Source organism: Parvimonas micra (assembly GCF_021300775.1).
Classification (GTDB): Bacteria; Bacillota; Clostridia; order Tissierellales; family Peptoniphilaceae; genus Parvimonas.
Genome location: NZ_JAJTJP010000003.1, coordinates 120,497 through 135,625, shown reverse-complemented (window position 1 = coordinate 135,625; position 15,129 = coordinate 120,497). Strand labels below are relative to the sequence as shown.

Below are 15,129 nucleotides of genomic sequence, written 5' to 3'. Positions count from 1 at the left end.
ATTCCATTTTACAATTGAAATGATAACAATTTATTAAAATAATAACCAATTAAATGTTTTTAAATGCTATTTTATATAAAATATCTCCACAAATGAACAAAAAAATTTTTTTAAAAATTTTTTTAAAAAACTTTATTTTTTTAATTTTTGGGTATATAATAGATGTAATTAATAAAAATTAGGAGGGTTAAAAATGAAAGATTTTAAAAGTTTAAATGTTTATTTATCAAACATCGCAGTTATGACTACTAAGTTACATAACTTACACTGGAACGTAGAAGGAAGAAACTTCTATCAAACACATGTTTACACAGAAGGATTATATGACAAATTCTTTGATTGGTATGATGAAGTTGCTGAAGCAATTAAAATGAGAGGTGGATTCCCATTTGCATCATTAAAAGATTATGTTGCTAATGCTACAATTGCTGAATTAGATTCTAAAAAAGTTGTAGTTGACGAAGTAAACGAAATTGTTATGAATGACTTAGTTGCCATTAAAGAAGAAGCTACTAAAATTAGAGAAGAAGCTGATAATGATGGAGATTTCATAATTGTTTCAATGTTAGAAGATCATGTTGCTGAATTAGAAAAGAATATTTGGTTCTTAAGAGCTTCTAAACCTTGCTGCAATAAATAAGAATAAATAAATTTGGGTTGAGTTTTTACTCAACCTTTTTTTGTGTAAATTTAGAAATTTACTATATTAAGGTTGACTTTTTTTGCTAAATTTAATATAATTTATTCATTAGATATTTAGTGATGATAAGAAATAGTAAATTATTTTTGTGTATGTAGAGAGAAGTTGTTTGGTGAAAAACTTTTATGCAGATAATTGAACCTATCTTTGAACTTGTATTAAAATTACAGGGTTGTGCCTTATAGCTTTCGAGTATAAATTAGAGTGGTACCACGGCTTTCGTCTCTTGGAGATGATTGCCGTTTTTTTATATCATCGCAAATTTTAAATTTTATTATTACGGAGGAATTATATTATGAAAATGAAAAGATATTATATGCCTACACTTAGAGAAGATCCCCAAGAGGCAGAAATAATAAGTCATAAATTGCTTTTAAGAGCTGGTATGATTAGAAAGAGTGCAGCAGGAATTTACTCTTATCTACCTCTTGGATATAGAGCGATTAGAAAAGTCGAAAATATAGTAAGAGAAGAAATGGATAGAATGGGTGGATATGAAATTTTAATGTCTGCACTTCAACCTAAAGAAATATGGGAAGAATCAGGAAGATGGCAAACTTTTGGTCCTGAAATGTTTAAAGTTTGTGATAGAAATGAAAGAGAATTTTGTCTTGGACCAACTGCAGAAGAATATTTTACAACTTTGATTAGTGGAGAAATTAAAAGTTATAAACAATTACCTTTAAATATTTATCAAATTCAAACAAAATATCGCGATGAAAAAAGACCTCGTTTTGGAATCAATAGAGCAAGAGAGTTTTCAATGAAGGATGCTTATACTTTTGATGTAAGTCCTGAAATGATGATGGAATCTTATAAAGAAATGTGGAAGGCATATGAAAAAGTATTTAATAGATTAGGTCTTAACTATAAAATTGTTGCTGGTGATGCAGGAGCAATGGGTGGAAATAGTTCACATGAATTTATAGCACTATCAGAAGTTGGTGAAGGTGTTATTTGTTACTGTGACGAAAGTGGATATGCAGCAACAGACGAAAAAGCTGAAGTTGTTTACAAAGTTGATGAAAGTGGAGAAGAAAAAGAAATTGAATTAGTTCATACTCCAAATTGTAAAACAATTGAAGAAGTAGCAGGATTTTTAAAACAAGAAACTTCAAAATGTGTTAAAGCAATAGATTTAGTAGTTTCAGGAGAACCTGTAATTGCTTTTATTCCAGGAGATAGAGAATTAAATCTAACAAAACTTTGTGCTTATCTTGGAGCACCAGAACATGAAGTTGAAATGATGGATGATGAAACAATTCAAAAAATTGGAACATTTGCAGGTTACACAGGACCTGTTGATTTAAAGGTAAGAAAAATTTTAGATAAGAGAGTAACTCTTATGAAAAATACAGTAGTAGGTGGGAATAAGGAAGATCATCACTATATAAATTGCAATTTTGGAAGAGATTTTGATGGAGAAATAGTTGAAGATTTACTTATGGTACAAGAAGGAGATGTTTGTCCATTAAGTGGTCATCCATTAAAATTTGCAAGAGGAATAGAAGTTGGAAATATCTTCCAATTAGGAACAAAATACTCAAAAGCATTAAATGCTACTTTCTTAGATGAAAATGGAGTTAGTCAATATTTTTGGATGGGAAGCCATGGAATAGGAATTACAAGGAGTATTACAGCAATTATAGAACAAAATAATGATGAAAAGGGAATTATTTGGCCTATTCAAGTTGCACCTTATCATGTAATTATTTCAGTTGTAAATATTAATGATGAAGATCAAATGGCTCTTGGTGAAAAAATTCACGATGAATTAGAATCACAAGGTGTTGAGGTAATGCTTGATGATAGAAAAGAGAGAATAGGAGTTAAATTTAATGATAGAGATTTAATTGGAATTCCTCTAAGAATTACAGTTGGGAAAAAAGCTAACGAAAATGTAATTGAATTTTCAACAAGAAGAGAAATGGAAAATGTTGAAATGTCATCTGAAGAAGCAATAAATAGAATTATAGAAGAAGTTAGAAAGATAAAATAAGAACCCCACCCTTCCACGATGCTTCGCATCGGGTGGGTTCCCGGGAACCTTGTTGTTTCACAATAAAAAAATACCACATTTTTATGTGGTATTTTTATCTATTTATAATTGAGATTGATTATATTTTTAATTATTATCATTGTTGGGTATTATAAAAAAATAAGTACAATTTATGATAAGGAGTTTTTTATGGATAGTGAATTAAGTACAAAAATTCAGAAACAAAAAATAAGTCGTGAAAGACGAAAAGAATTAAAAAATAGATTAAAAAAAGAACTTGGAGATAGAATGAGATTTGTTTATATCGCATCATTTCTGTCTTGGATTCAATTTTTGATGAGAATAATTTCTTTTGGATTTATCGCAAAAGGATTTTCAAATTTATATAATAATACAGAATTTAGCCTTTTTACATATGTAATTATTGTAATAGGATTAAATATTTTAGGTTTTGCAATTTCGATTTTTGCAAAAAAATACCAAGGGGTAGCATCTCAATTTGCTAGAGATAATTTAAAAGTTAAATTTTTTGATGCTTTTTCCAAAAGTGAAGAAGCGTTTAAAGGTTATTCTACTGCTGATATACTTACAATTGCATCTCAAGGAATTGATAGTTTAGATACATTTTATAGTAATTATTTAACAACTACTTTAAGAACATATTTTAACTGTGCAACAATTTTATTAATTGTAGCATTTATCTATCCATTAGGAGGTTTGGTTTTCTTAGTAAGCATACCTTTTATTCCGGTTTCAATAGTCTTAATCCAAAAACGTTCTGCAAAAATAATGCAACATTATTGGTCAACATATATGGATGTAAGTAATTTATTTATGGATGATTTAAAAGGTTTAAATACTCTTTATTCTTATTGTGCTGATGGGATTTATGAGAAAAATTTCAATGAAAGTGCTGAAAAATTTAGACTTTCAACTATGGAGCTGTTAAAATTCCAACTTCAATCTGTTGGTTATATGGATGGAGTTATGTATTTAGGAATTGCAATATCAGGATTTTTAGCTGTAAGTTCAATTTCAAATGGTGGAATGTCCATTTTTAATTTTATATTCTTTATACTAATTGCTACTGAATTTTTCACTCCTATTAGAGAGTTAGGATATTGTATGCATTTACTTATGATGAATACAAAAATGGCAGATAGAATTTTTACTTTCTTAGATAGCATTAAAGTTGATAATATAAAAGATGTTTCTAATATTGAATTGAAAAGCATTGACAATATAGAATTTAAAAATGTCTCATTTGCTTATGATGATAGATATATTTTAAAAGATCTTGATCTTATTATTTCAAAGGGTAGTTTATTTGCAATTGCCGGAGAAAGTGGACTTGGAAAAAGTACATTTGCAAAGATATTATTTAAAAATCTTGAAAATTATTCTGGAGAGATTTTACTTGATGGAAAGTCATTAAGAGGTTTTTCAAAAGCAGATATAAATTCATTAGGATTTTATGTTTCTCCTGATTCTTATATTTTTAATGAAAGCATTATGGATAATTTGAAAAAAGCAACAAAAATGTCTCAAAAAGAAATTTTAAATTGGATTGAAGAAAAGAATATCTTAAAATTTGTACAAACATTACCTGATGGTTTTAATACAATTATTGGAGAAAATGGAAGATTAATTTCTCCTGGACAAAGACAACAAATTATCTGTGTTAGAAGTTTACTTGCAAATAGAAAAATTTACATTTTTGATGAAATGACTTCAAGTGTCGATACTGAAAATGAAATTGCAATTTTAGAATTAATCAAAATGATTTCTAAAAAATCTATTGTTATGTTTATTTCTCATAAGATGAAACAAGTTAATGAAGCTGACTTTGTTTTATTTATGGGACATGAAAAGAAATGGGACTTTGGAAAACCTAATGATTTATACAATTCAAACTTTGAATATAAATTATTGTTAGATAAACAAAATGAAATGGAGGAAATTTTAAATGAAAGATAGTATAAAACTAGTAACTAGACTAATTAATTTTATGAAAAATTTACTTCCTGTAATTTTGTTAGCAGTATTCTTTGCAGTTTTTGGATTTCTAATTACAGTATACATTCCTGCGAAAATAATATCACTAGGATTTGACATTTTGAATGGAGGAAAATTAAATATACTTTCCTTAATAATTTTAGTTGTTCTTGCAGTCTCAAGAGGACTATTCAGATATGGTGAACACTATTTTGGACATTACGTTGCATTTAAAGTTTTAGCTGATTTTAGAAGAGAAATTTTTGCGAAACTTAGAAGACTTGTTCCTTCAAAATTAGATTCACAAGATAGTGGAGCTCTATTAAAACTTATAGGAGAAGATGTTGAAGCTCTAGAAGTTTTCTTTGCTCATACGTTAGCTCCAATTACTACAGGACTTATTGTTTCAATAGTGCTTATTTTGTATTATTTACATTATAGTTTACAATTAAGTTTAATTGCACTAACTGTATACTTTATACTTGCAGTTATAATTCCTAATGTATTTTCAAGTAAATTAAAACCACATCTTGAAATTCAACAACAATATAGAAAATCATATACTTCATATTTCTTGGAAAGTTTAAAAGGTATGAAAGACTTACTTCAACTTGGAGTTGAAAAAGAAAGATTTAAGAATTTGGAAAAAGAGAGCAAAATTGTTAATAGAAAAGAAAGAAATGTTGCAAAATTAAACTTTTTACAATTTTCATTTAGCTTTTTAACAATTGGTTTCGGAGTTTTCGCTTTTTCATTTGTTGATTTTGTTCTTGTTAAAAAAGAATTGATTAGCATTAAAGATGCAGTAATTACCCTAGTTGTTTTCAGTTCATCTTTTGCTCCTTTCTTAGAGCTTAGTAGACTTCCATTAGGTTTAGGACGTGCTTTACAAGCTGCAAGACAAACTTTTAGACTATTAGACGAAAAGGAAGCGGTTGGAAATGAAGGTAATAAAGAAGTTGAAAAAATTGATGAAATAAAGTTTGAAAATGTTGACTTCTCATATCCAAATAGAGATAAATTGATTTTTGAAAATTTAGATTTAAAATTCGAAGACAAGAAAATTGTTGGTCTTGTTGGTGAAAGTGGATCTGGAAAGAGCACATTGATGAAAATAGTAATGAAATGGTATGTTGCGAAATCTGGTAAAATATCTTTAAATGATGATGATATTTTGAATATTGATAGCAGAAAACTACAAGAAAAAATTGCATATATACCACAATTTCCACAAATTTTTTCTCAAACAATTAGAGAAAATTTAACTCTTGGAAATAAAAATATTACTGATGATGAAATTTTATACATCGCAGAAAAATGTAGATTAAAAGATAAGATTTTATCAACTGAAAATGGACTTGATACTAAGATAAATTCCGAAAGAGTAATTTTTTCAAGTGGAGAAATGCAAAGGCTTGAACTTATGAGAGCATTATTGAAAAAAGCGGATGTATATATTTTTGATGAGCCAACAAGTAATTTAGACACTTTAAATGAATCTATAATTTTAAATTTAATTAAGGAAAATTGTAAGGGAATGGTATTTTTAATTTCTCATAGAATGAGTACAGTATCATTTGCAGATGTTATTTACAAAGTAGAAAATGGGAAGTGCTTTAAAATTTAGTATTGCAGATTAATTTGAAATATGTTATCATTATCATATCTAAAATATGGGGGTAATATATGAAGAACAAAATTGTTAGATATACTTGGATTGTAATAGGATTAATCTTTTTTGCAATAGGTACAGTTGGTGTTTTTTTACCACTATTACCTACATTCCCATTTTATGTTGTTACATTATTTTGCTTTGGAAGAAGCTCTAAAAAATTACATGATTGGTTCGTAGGAACAAATTTATATAAGAATAATTTAGAAAAGATTACAAATAGAAAAGGTCTTACAGTAAAACATAAACTAAAAATTATAGTATTTTTTACATTGACTATGGGAACTGGTTTTTATTTTATGAAAAATACTAAAATTGGAAGAATTATTTTAGCAATTGTTTGGTTTTTCCATGTAGTTTATTTTATATTTGGAATAAAGACTTTAAAAGATAATGAAGAAGAAATAGAAAATATTTAAACTGATATGAGAAAAACATATCAGTTTTTTTTGTGTTAAAAAATTTTTTTAAAAAATTTTTTTTATTTATTATGCTACTAATTGTTATAAAATTATTTGCAATGGATTTTAAAGGCTAAAACAATAAAATATACTATATATAGTGTATATAAAAATCGTTGACAATATATATTGTTGATGTTATAATCTTACTATCGAACATTTTTTAAGTGTTTTCAATAATATTTTGGAGGTTGTTATGATCAAGGTTATAAAAAGAAATGGTCAAGAAGTTGATTTTGACGCAAATAAAATTGCTATTGCTATAAAAAAAGCAATGCATAGTAGTACTGGTATTTTCGAAGAGGGATTAGCTGAAAGAATTGCATCAGAAATAGAAACTTTTGCAACTACAATTGGCAAAAAAATGAGTATTTATGATATAGAAGATCATGTTTATTATAGTTTAATTAAATATGGCAACCCTGCAACAGCAAGGGCATATGAAAATTATAAAGCTGTTCAAACTTTTAAAAGACTTAAGAATACTACAGATGAAAGCATTCTAGGTCTTCTTGATAAGACTAACTTAGATGTTATAAATGAAAATTCAAATAAAAATGCAATTCTCGCTTCAACACAAAGAGATTTAATAGCTGGAGAAGTATCAAAGGATATTGCAAGAAGAATGTTAATTCCAGTTGATATTGTTCAAGCGCATGATGAAGGAGCAATACATCTTCATGATATGGATTATTTAATTCAACCAATGTTTAACTGTTGTCTAGTTAATATTGGAGATATGCTTGATAATGGAACAGTTATTAATGGCAAGATGGTTGAAACTCCAAAATCTTTCCAAGTTGCTTGTACAGTAATGACTCAAATCATTGCTCAAGTTGCTTCAGGTCAGTTTGGTGGTCAAAGTTTGAATGTTGCTCATTTAGGAAAATATCTAAGAAAGAGCTATGAAAAACATTTAAAACTTGCAAAAGAAATTTTAACTGATGAAGAAGATGTTGAAAGAATTGCTAAAGCTATGACAAAAAAAGAATTAGAAGCTGGAATTCAAACAATTCAATATCAAATAAATACTTTGATGACTACAAATGGTCAAAGTCCATTTGTTACTCTATTTATGTATGTTGAAGATGGTTTTGAGTATGAAGCTGAAGTTGCCCAAATTGTTGAAGAAATATTAAAGCAAAGATTAGAAGGAATTAAAAATGAAAAAGGCGTTTATATAACTCCAGCATTCCCTAAATTAATCTATGTTTTAGATGAAAACAATGTAAGAGAAGATAGTAAATATTATTATTTAACAAAGCTTGCTGCAAAATGTACAGCAAAGAGAATGTATCCTGATTATATCTCAGCTAAAAAGTTAAGAGAACATTATGAAGGCAATGTATTTGGACCAATGGGATGTAGATCATTCTTAGTACCATATAAAGATGAAAATGGTAATTATAAATTTGAAGGTAGATTTAATCAAGGTGTTGTAAGTTTGAACTTACCACAAATTGGAATTTTAAATACTGGAAATGAAGAAGGCTTCTTTGAAATGTTAGATAAAAGACTTGAAATAGTTAAGAAAGCACTTTTATTTAGAAATTCACTACTTCAAAATGTTAAGAGTGATAATTCTCCTATTCATTGGCAATATGGTGCAATTGCAAGACTTAAAAAGGGAGAAAGCATAAAGAAATATCTTGAAAATGGATATTCAACTCTTTCTGTTGGTTATATTGGATTGTATGAAGCTACAATGTGTGTAAAAGGTGTTAGTCATACAACTGAAGAGGGAAAAGAATTTGCTCTTAAAGTTATGAATAGAATTAAAGAAGCTGCTGACAGTTGGAGTGAAGAAACTGGAATGTCATTCTCATTATATGGTACTCCAGCTGAAAGTTTAACTCATAGATTCTGTTCTATAGATAAGAAAAAATATGGTGAAATTAAAGATATAACAGATAAGGGATATTATACAAATAGTTACCATGTTGATGTTAGAGAAGATATTTCTGTTTTTGATAAATTTAGATTTGAAGAAGAGTTCCAAAAATTATCAACAGGGGGTTGTATTTCTTATGCGGAAATTCCGAATATGAACAATAATATTGACGCTGTTGAACAAATGATAAGATTTATTTACGATAATATTCAATATGCAGAGTTTAATACTAAATCAGATTATTGTCATGTATGTGGATTTGATGGGGAAATTATAGTAAATGAACATAATGAGTGGGAATGTCCTCAATGTCATAATAAAGATAAGCAAAAAATGAATGTAACTAGAAGAACTTGTGGTTATCTTGGAGAAAATTTCTGGAATGAAGGTAGAACTAAGGAAATAAAATCAAGAGTTCTTCATATATAGTGAGGGGTTAAAATGAGATATGGTCAGATAAGAGCTTATGATGTTGCAAATGGTGTTGGTATCAGAACTAGTATTTTCGTAACTGGCTGTACACATAATTGTAAAGATTGTTTTAATAGAAAATATATGGATTTTAATTTTGGAGAGATTTGGACGAAAGATACAACTAATCAAGTAATCGACTATCTTCGTGATGAAAATGTATCAGGTCTTACACTTCTTGGTGGTGAGCCAATGCAAAATGCTAAGGAGCTTCTTGAAATTGTTAGAGATATTAAAAAGAGTGTAAATAAAAATATTTGGATTTATTCAGGATATACTTTTGAAGAAATACTGGAAGACGATAATAGATTTGAACTCTTAAAAGAGTGTGATGTCTTAGTTGACGGGAGATTTGATTATAGATTAAAAGATTTAACTTTAAAATTCAGAGGATCTTCCAACCAAAGAATTATTGATATAAAGAATACACTTGAAAGTGGAAATATTATACTGTTTATGGAGTAAGTATGTTAGAGAAAAAAATATTAAATATTTCAAGAATTGGAAATACAGATAAATATGACCGAAAAAAAGTTGGATATTTTTCGGGTTTGATAGGAACATTTTTAAATGTTACTTTAGGATTATCAAAATTTTTAATAGGTATTTTGGCTAATTCAGTTTCAATAACAGCTGATGCGGTAAATAATTTTTCAGATGCTATTTACTCTTTTGCAACAGTTTTAGGCTTTAAATTTTCTTCTGCTCCACCGGATAAGGATCATCCTTATGGACATGGTAGAGTTGAATATATAACAACTTTAATAATCTCAATGATGGTTATGATTGTAGGAGTTCAGTTTGCAAAGACATCTATCGAAAGAATTATAAATCCTGAAAAAATACTAATGGGAAGAATCGGAATAATATTTTTAGTGATTTCAATAGTAGTTAAACTTTGGATGAGTTTATTCAATAGAAAACTTTCAAAAGTAATAGATTCAAGTATTTTAAAGGCTACCTCAATTGATTGTCTAAGTGACGTTTTTACAACATCGGTTGTATTAATTGCTATGATTTTTGCCGATTATACTACTTTTCCCGTTGACGGAGTTGTGGGTCTAATAGTTTCTGCATTTATACTATTTTCTGGTTTTTCTTTAGCAAGAGAAACAATAAGCCAACTTATTGGAGAAACTCCTGATTTAGAGCTTATCAAATCAGTATTGACGGACATTGAAAATCATAGTGAAATATTAGGAATTCATAATTATACTTTTCATAAATATGGACATTTAAAAACTATTGGTACTGTTGACGTAGAAGTTGACTGTGAAATGAGTTTAGTAAAAGCACATAATCTTATGAGTCTTATTGAAAAAGAAATTTATGATAAATATGAAATTGTACTTGTTATACATGTTGAACCTGTTGGCGGAAACTTTACGGAAAGAGAAATTGAATTAAAAGAAATTACTGAAAATTGGAAAAATCAGTTTGAATATATAAAATCAATTCACGACTTCGCAATCTACAAAGAGGGAGAGGAATATTTTGTAGGTATGCAAGTAGCATTATACGGAAATAAATTAAGTAAAACATTTGATGAAAATATATTTAAATGTGAGATAGAAGAACTGATTAAAAACTACGATAATAATTTAAAAATATCAATAACAATATTATATGATTATTTATAAAATAGCACTTCGGTGCTATTTTTTGTATAATATAAGTATATATTATTATAATAATATATTTTTTTAAAAATCACTTTCTGATATATTTATATTAAATAGACAATAAAAATACTACATAAAAAGTTTTTATTAGATTTTTTTAATAATATTTATTATATAGTAGTTGACAAATGTTATATAATTTGCTAATATTAATTTACAAAGGTATATAATACATACTGTTAATGTTTTAACGTGCCTTTAAAATTTATAATTAAGAGGTGGAAAATATGTTATCATATGCAACATTAAAACATAACCATGGACAAAAAGGTGCTGCTGGAAATAACTGTAATGGTAATAATCATTGCAAAGGGAAGTAGACATCACTATTATTGGAGAAGATATTCTATATCTTCTCCAATAATAGTAGTCTAGATTAATTTAAGAAGGAGAAATAAGATGGGAATTTCAATAAAATGGGATTGCACATATAAATGTAATTTAAATTGTAAACATTGTATAAATGGGAAATTTTTAGGAGATATAGCAAATGAACTAACAGCGTATGAATTTGAAGAAATAATAAAGAATATAGAAAGTACATATAAAATTGATTATATCCACATTCTGGGAGGAGAACCTACAACTAGAAAAGATTTTGTTGATATATGTAAGATTTTAGAAAAATATAGTATTAAATTTGGGTTTAATACAAATTCTTTATTGATGAATGAAAATTTAATTTCTAAATTATTAAGTAACAAGTATCTAGATAATATAGTTTTTAGTATTGAAGGAGATAATGCAGAATTAAATGATAAAATAAGAGGGAAAAAGGTTTTTGATAGGATATTAAAAGCAATAAATATAACTAATGAATGCAAAACAAAGTTAGATTCCAAAGTTGATTTGGTTGCTAATATAGTTCTAAGTAAATTAAATTATCGTTATATAGGAAGTTTCATTGATTTTTGTATTAAAATAGGAATCAATAGAATTGATATTTTGGAACTTATTGAGGATGGAAATGCTAAAGATATAAATTTGTCGCTTTCTATGGAAGAAATTATAGAAGTTATGCAAATTATATCACAAAAATATGAAAATGTTAAAGACAGAATAAAAATATTACCAAAATTTGTGAGACCTTTATCAAAAGATTTTATGAAAACTGTTTATGGATTGGATTTTCCAAAAATAACTCATGGTTGTGGGGCTGGTACGAGTTTTTGCTTTTTGGATAATAAAGGAAATTTATATCCATGTGATAGATATTGCCATATTAATGAATTAGAAAATTGCAATAATTCAATAAAAAAGGATTTTTTGAAAATTTGGAATAAAGAAGATTTTTCTATTCCTTTCCAAATTATAGAGAATAGTACATATAAAAATTTATATCCTTGTAAGAATTGTAATTATTTTATGCAAGAGTGTTTTCCTTGTCCTTTATATATTAGTGATAATGATAAAATTCATCAATGTGATTATTTTATTGAGAATATTAATATCAAGCGTTTTGAAAATATATCACTAGTAAAGGAGAGTATTAGAGTATCAAGAAGTTATGAAAATAACATATTAATAAGCACTAAGACTTTTAGCACTATACAATTGAATGAGTATTGTTACGATATTTTAAAAAATATTATGAATTTTAAAATTAAAGACTATAATACATTAAAAATATATTGTAGAAACAAAAAAATTGATATGATTGAAATGACAAAATTTTTGAACTATTTAAAAGATGAAGGGTTTATTGAGTATGAATAGTATAAGAAATTATTTAAAACTTATGTCTTATATAGGAGAATATAGAGTTAGAAGGTTCAAGATAACTTTGCTTTGTGCATTTTCTGTTATTTTGTATGCAATTGCTCCATATATGATAGGAAGACTTGTTAATATGGTTCAAAATAGTGAAGATTTTTCAAAAGTTTTAAATTTTGGAATTTTACTCATAATTTTAGGAATATTACAGGCATTTTTTGATTCATATCAAAATTATAAGTGGCATACATATAGGGTTGAATACATGAATTATTTTAGAAGTATTATGTTAAAAGGAGCTTTGGATAAGTCTCCGGAGTATTATAAACAAAATCCAAGTGACTTAACTTCAAGAATTTTACATGATTGCGAAACTGTAAGTGAAGATATTAGTATAGGACTTCCAATGTTATTTTTGAATATTCTTAATATCTCAATAGTTCTGGGACTTATGTTTTATATGTCTTTTAAACTTGCAATTATTGTTTTATTTGTAATTCCAATTTATACAATATTTTTTAAAAAGGTTGATAGTGCTATAAGAAAGAACAGTAAAGATGAAAGAGAACATTTTGCATTGGTAACGGAAAGTGTAAAGGAATATACTGATGGAATATTTCAAATAAAAATTTTTGGGAAAGAACAATTCTTTTTAAATAAGTTTAGGGAAAATATAAAGAAATATGAAATTTATTTAAAAAACATAAAGAAATATACAGCAATAGGATATGGACTTACAGGTCTTATTGTAATACTTTTACCAATTGCAATATTACTTTTTGGAGCAATGGAAGTTAATTCAGGAAATATGTCTTTAGGTTCATTATTTGCATTTTATTTTTATTTAGGTTATCTTTATGAGCCTATGAGAAATTTATCAGATTGGTTTTCAGGTGTTCAGGTAACTCTTGGAATGAGTGATAGAATTTTAGAATTTGTTGATAGTGCAGAAGTTGAAGATAAGAAAGAGGCTATTTCAAGCATAGATACTATAAAAGTTGAGAATCTTACTTTTTCTTATGACGAAAAAAATTATATATTTAAAAATTTTAATACAGAAATGGAAAAGGGAGATATTATAGGAATTGTCGGTCCATCAGGTTCTGGAAAAAGTACATTAGTAGATTTGCTTTTAAAGAGGATTTTAAATTACAATGGTAAAATTACAATAAATGGGATAGATCTAAAAGATATAAACAGAACTTCTTACTACAATTTGATTTCATATCTTGAACAAGATGCCTTTTTATTTAAAGGTTCATTAAAAGAAAATATAGCTTTTGATAATTTTGATGAAGATAATTTTGAAATTTCTACTGAATTATCACAGGTTAAAAAGTTTAATACAAAAAAAGATGGAAATTTTGAAATTGAAATTAAAGGGAAAAATGTTTCGGGTGGAGAAAAGCAAAGAATTGCTCTTGCGAGAGCTTTGTATAAAAATTCTAATTTGTTGATTTTAGATGAATTTACTTCTGCTTTAGATTTTGAAACAGAACAAGAAGTTGTTAAAAATATTGAAAAAATTAGTAATGATAAGATAATACTAATAATAACTCATAGAAAATTACCATTATCTATTTGTAATAAGTTGATAGATCTTGAAAAATAGATTTAAGGAGAGAAATATGAAAATAATTTTATCACCTGCAAAGACAATTTCTAAAACTTGTGAGAGGTTTTCTTCAGGATTTGATTTTTCTGATAAAACAAAAGAAATTTTAAAGAATGTTCCGGAAGTTTTGGTTTCAAAAGATTATTGCAAGGCTTTTTATATGTATGATGGAATGTGTTATAAAAATATAAAAAGAGAAGATTTTGATGAGTATGATTTAGAGTATATAAGAGAGCATTTAATTATTATTTCTGCACTTTATGGTGCGCTTAAACCTTTTGATTTAATTAATCCATATAGACTCGATTTTCTTATGAAAACAAAAATGGGAAATTTATATAATTTTTGGAAAGATGATATTGCTAAGAACATTTTAAAAGATACAGATTTCGTTGTTAATCTTGCAAGTGATGAATTTTCAAAAACAGTTAAAAAGTACATTTCAGAGAAGCAAATTTTGGATTTTGAATTTTATGAAAAAGTCGATGAAAAATTAAAAAAACATTCTACGATTTCAAAAAAAGCAAGAGGAATGATGCTTAATTTTATGACTAAAAATAAAATTGAAAATATAGAAGATATAAAGAAATTTGACAAAGAAGGATATGTATTTGTTGAAAAAATGTCTTTAGAGAATAAATTTGTATTTGTGAAAAATAGCTAGAAATCTCATAAATTTAGAATATGAGTAAACAAAATAAGGACTTATATTCAATTCGTTTAATTTCTATTGAGATTACATACTAGGGATTAGATTTACAGAGTAGTATTAAGTAAATATTTTTTATTTTATAATTATTACTTCAAAAGTGTAAAAACTTTTGGAGTTTTTTTGTTTAAAATATTTTTTATAAAAATGTTTACCTAAGATTAAAAATTTAAGAATAGTGATTTAATTATAAGAAAAAATTATAAGTAATTATAAAATTT

Annotated in this window: 11 protein-coding genes; all 11 read left to right on the top strand. The window is 26.6% G+C overall.

What is annotated here, in order from left to right; translation table 11 throughout:
- Window positions 1-193: 193 nt before the first annotated feature.
- Window positions 194-640, top strand: coding sequence for a Dps family protein (locus LW893_RS05870; protein ID WP_233056374.1), 447 nt, complete (start codon window positions 194-196; stop codon window positions 638-640).
- 355 nt (window positions 641-995) lie between these two features.
- Entirely contained in the window at window positions 996-2,699 is a 1,704-nt protein-coding gene (locus LW893_RS05865; protein WP_233056373.1) for a proline--tRNA ligase, read from the top strand.
- 189 nt (window positions 2,700-2,888) lie between these two features.
- The gene (locus tag LW893_RS05860; protein WP_233056372.1) at window positions 2,889-4,676 is read left to right on the top strand and encodes an ABC transporter ATP-binding protein/permease; all 1,788 of its coding nucleotides are present in this window, start codon (window positions 2,889-2,891) and stop codon (window positions 4,674-4,676) included.
- On the top strand, window positions 4,666-6,321 hold the full coding sequence (locus LW893_RS05855; protein ID WP_233056371.1) for an ABC transporter ATP-binding protein: 1,656 nt from the start codon (window positions 4,666-4,668) through the stop codon (window positions 6,319-6,321). The genes LW893_RS05860 and LW893_RS05855 overlap by 11 nt, the downstream gene beginning before the upstream one ends.
- A 59-nt stretch (window positions 6,322-6,380) precedes the next feature.
- The gene (locus LW893_RS05850) at window positions 6,381-6,785 is read left to right on the top strand and encodes a YbaN family protein (protein WP_233056370.1); all 405 of its coding nucleotides are present in this window, start codon (window positions 6,381-6,383) and stop codon (window positions 6,783-6,785) included.
- Between the two features lie 238 nt (window positions 6,786-7,023).
- The gene (gene nrdD / locus LW893_RS05845; protein ID WP_233056369.1) at window positions 7,024-9,147 is read left to right on the top strand and encodes an anaerobic ribonucleoside-triphosphate reductase; all 2,124 of its coding nucleotides are present in this window, start codon (window positions 7,024-7,026) and stop codon (window positions 9,145-9,147) included.
- Between the two features lie 12 nt (window positions 9,148-9,159).
- Window positions 9,160-9,654: an anaerobic ribonucleoside-triphosphate reductase activating protein gene (nrdG, locus tag LW893_RS05840; protein ID WP_233056368.1), complete on the top strand. Its 495-nt coding sequence runs from the start codon at window positions 9,160-9,162 to the stop codon at window positions 9,652-9,654.
- A 2-nt stretch (window positions 9,655-9,656) separates the two neighbouring features.
- A complete protein-coding gene (locus LW893_RS05835) occupies window positions 9,657-10,829 on the top strand; it encodes a cation diffusion facilitator family transporter (RefSeq protein ID WP_233056367.1) in 1,173 nt (390 codons plus the stop codon).
- Between the two features lie 441 nt (window positions 10,830-11,270).
- Window positions 11,271-12,587: a radical SAM protein gene (locus LW893_RS05830; protein ID WP_233056366.1), complete on the top strand. Its 1,317-nt coding sequence runs from the start codon at window positions 11,271-11,273 to the stop codon at window positions 12,585-12,587.
- Window positions 12,580-14,196 (top strand): ABC transporter ATP-binding protein, encoded by a 1,617-nt coding sequence (locus LW893_RS05825; RefSeq protein ID WP_233056365.1) that lies wholly within the window; start codon window positions 12,580-12,582, stop codon window positions 14,194-14,196. The genes LW893_RS05830 and LW893_RS05825 overlap by 8 nt, the downstream gene beginning before the upstream one ends.
- A 16-nt stretch (window positions 14,197-14,212) precedes the next feature.
- Window positions 14,213-14,863, top strand: coding sequence for a YaaA family protein (locus LW893_RS05820; protein ID WP_233056364.1), 651 nt, complete (start codon window positions 14,213-14,215; stop codon window positions 14,861-14,863).
- Window positions 14,864-15,129: the final 266 nt, after the last annotated feature.

Coding starts and splice junctions, on each gene's coding strand:
- LW893_RS05870 (WP_233056374.1), top strand. CDS start 194: ATGAAAGATTTTAAAAGTTTAAATGTTTATTTATCAAACATCGCAGTT.
- LW893_RS05865 (WP_233056373.1), top strand. CDS start 996: ATGAAAATGAAAAGATATTATATGCCTACACTTAGAGAAGATCCCCAA.
- LW893_RS05860 (WP_233056372.1), top strand. CDS start 2,889: ATGGATAGTGAATTAAGTACAAAAATTCAGAAACAAAAAATAAGTCGT.
- LW893_RS05855 (WP_233056371.1), top strand. CDS start 4,666: ATGAAAGATAGTATAAAACTAGTAACTAGACTAATTAATTTTATGAAA.
- LW893_RS05850 (WP_233056370.1), top strand. CDS start 6,381: ATGAAGAACAAAATTGTTAGATATACTTGGATTGTAATAGGATTAATC.
- nrdD (WP_233056369.1), top strand. CDS start 7,024: ATGATCAAGGTTATAAAAAGAAATGGTCAAGAAGTTGATTTTGACGCA.
- nrdG (WP_233056368.1), top strand. CDS start 9,160: ATGAGATATGGTCAGATAAGAGCTTATGATGTTGCAAATGGTGTTGGT.
- LW893_RS05835 (WP_233056367.1), top strand. CDS start 9,657: ATGTTAGAGAAAAAAATATTAAATATTTCAAGAATTGGAAATACAGAT.
- LW893_RS05830 (WP_233056366.1), top strand. CDS start 11,271: ATGGGAATTTCAATAAAATGGGATTGCACATATAAATGTAATTTAAAT.
- LW893_RS05825 (WP_233056365.1), top strand. CDS start 12,580: ATGAATAGTATAAGAAATTATTTAAAACTTATGTCTTATATAGGAGAA.
- LW893_RS05820 (WP_233056364.1), top strand. CDS start 14,213: ATGAAAATAATTTTATCACCTGCAAAGACAATTTCTAAAACTTGTGAG.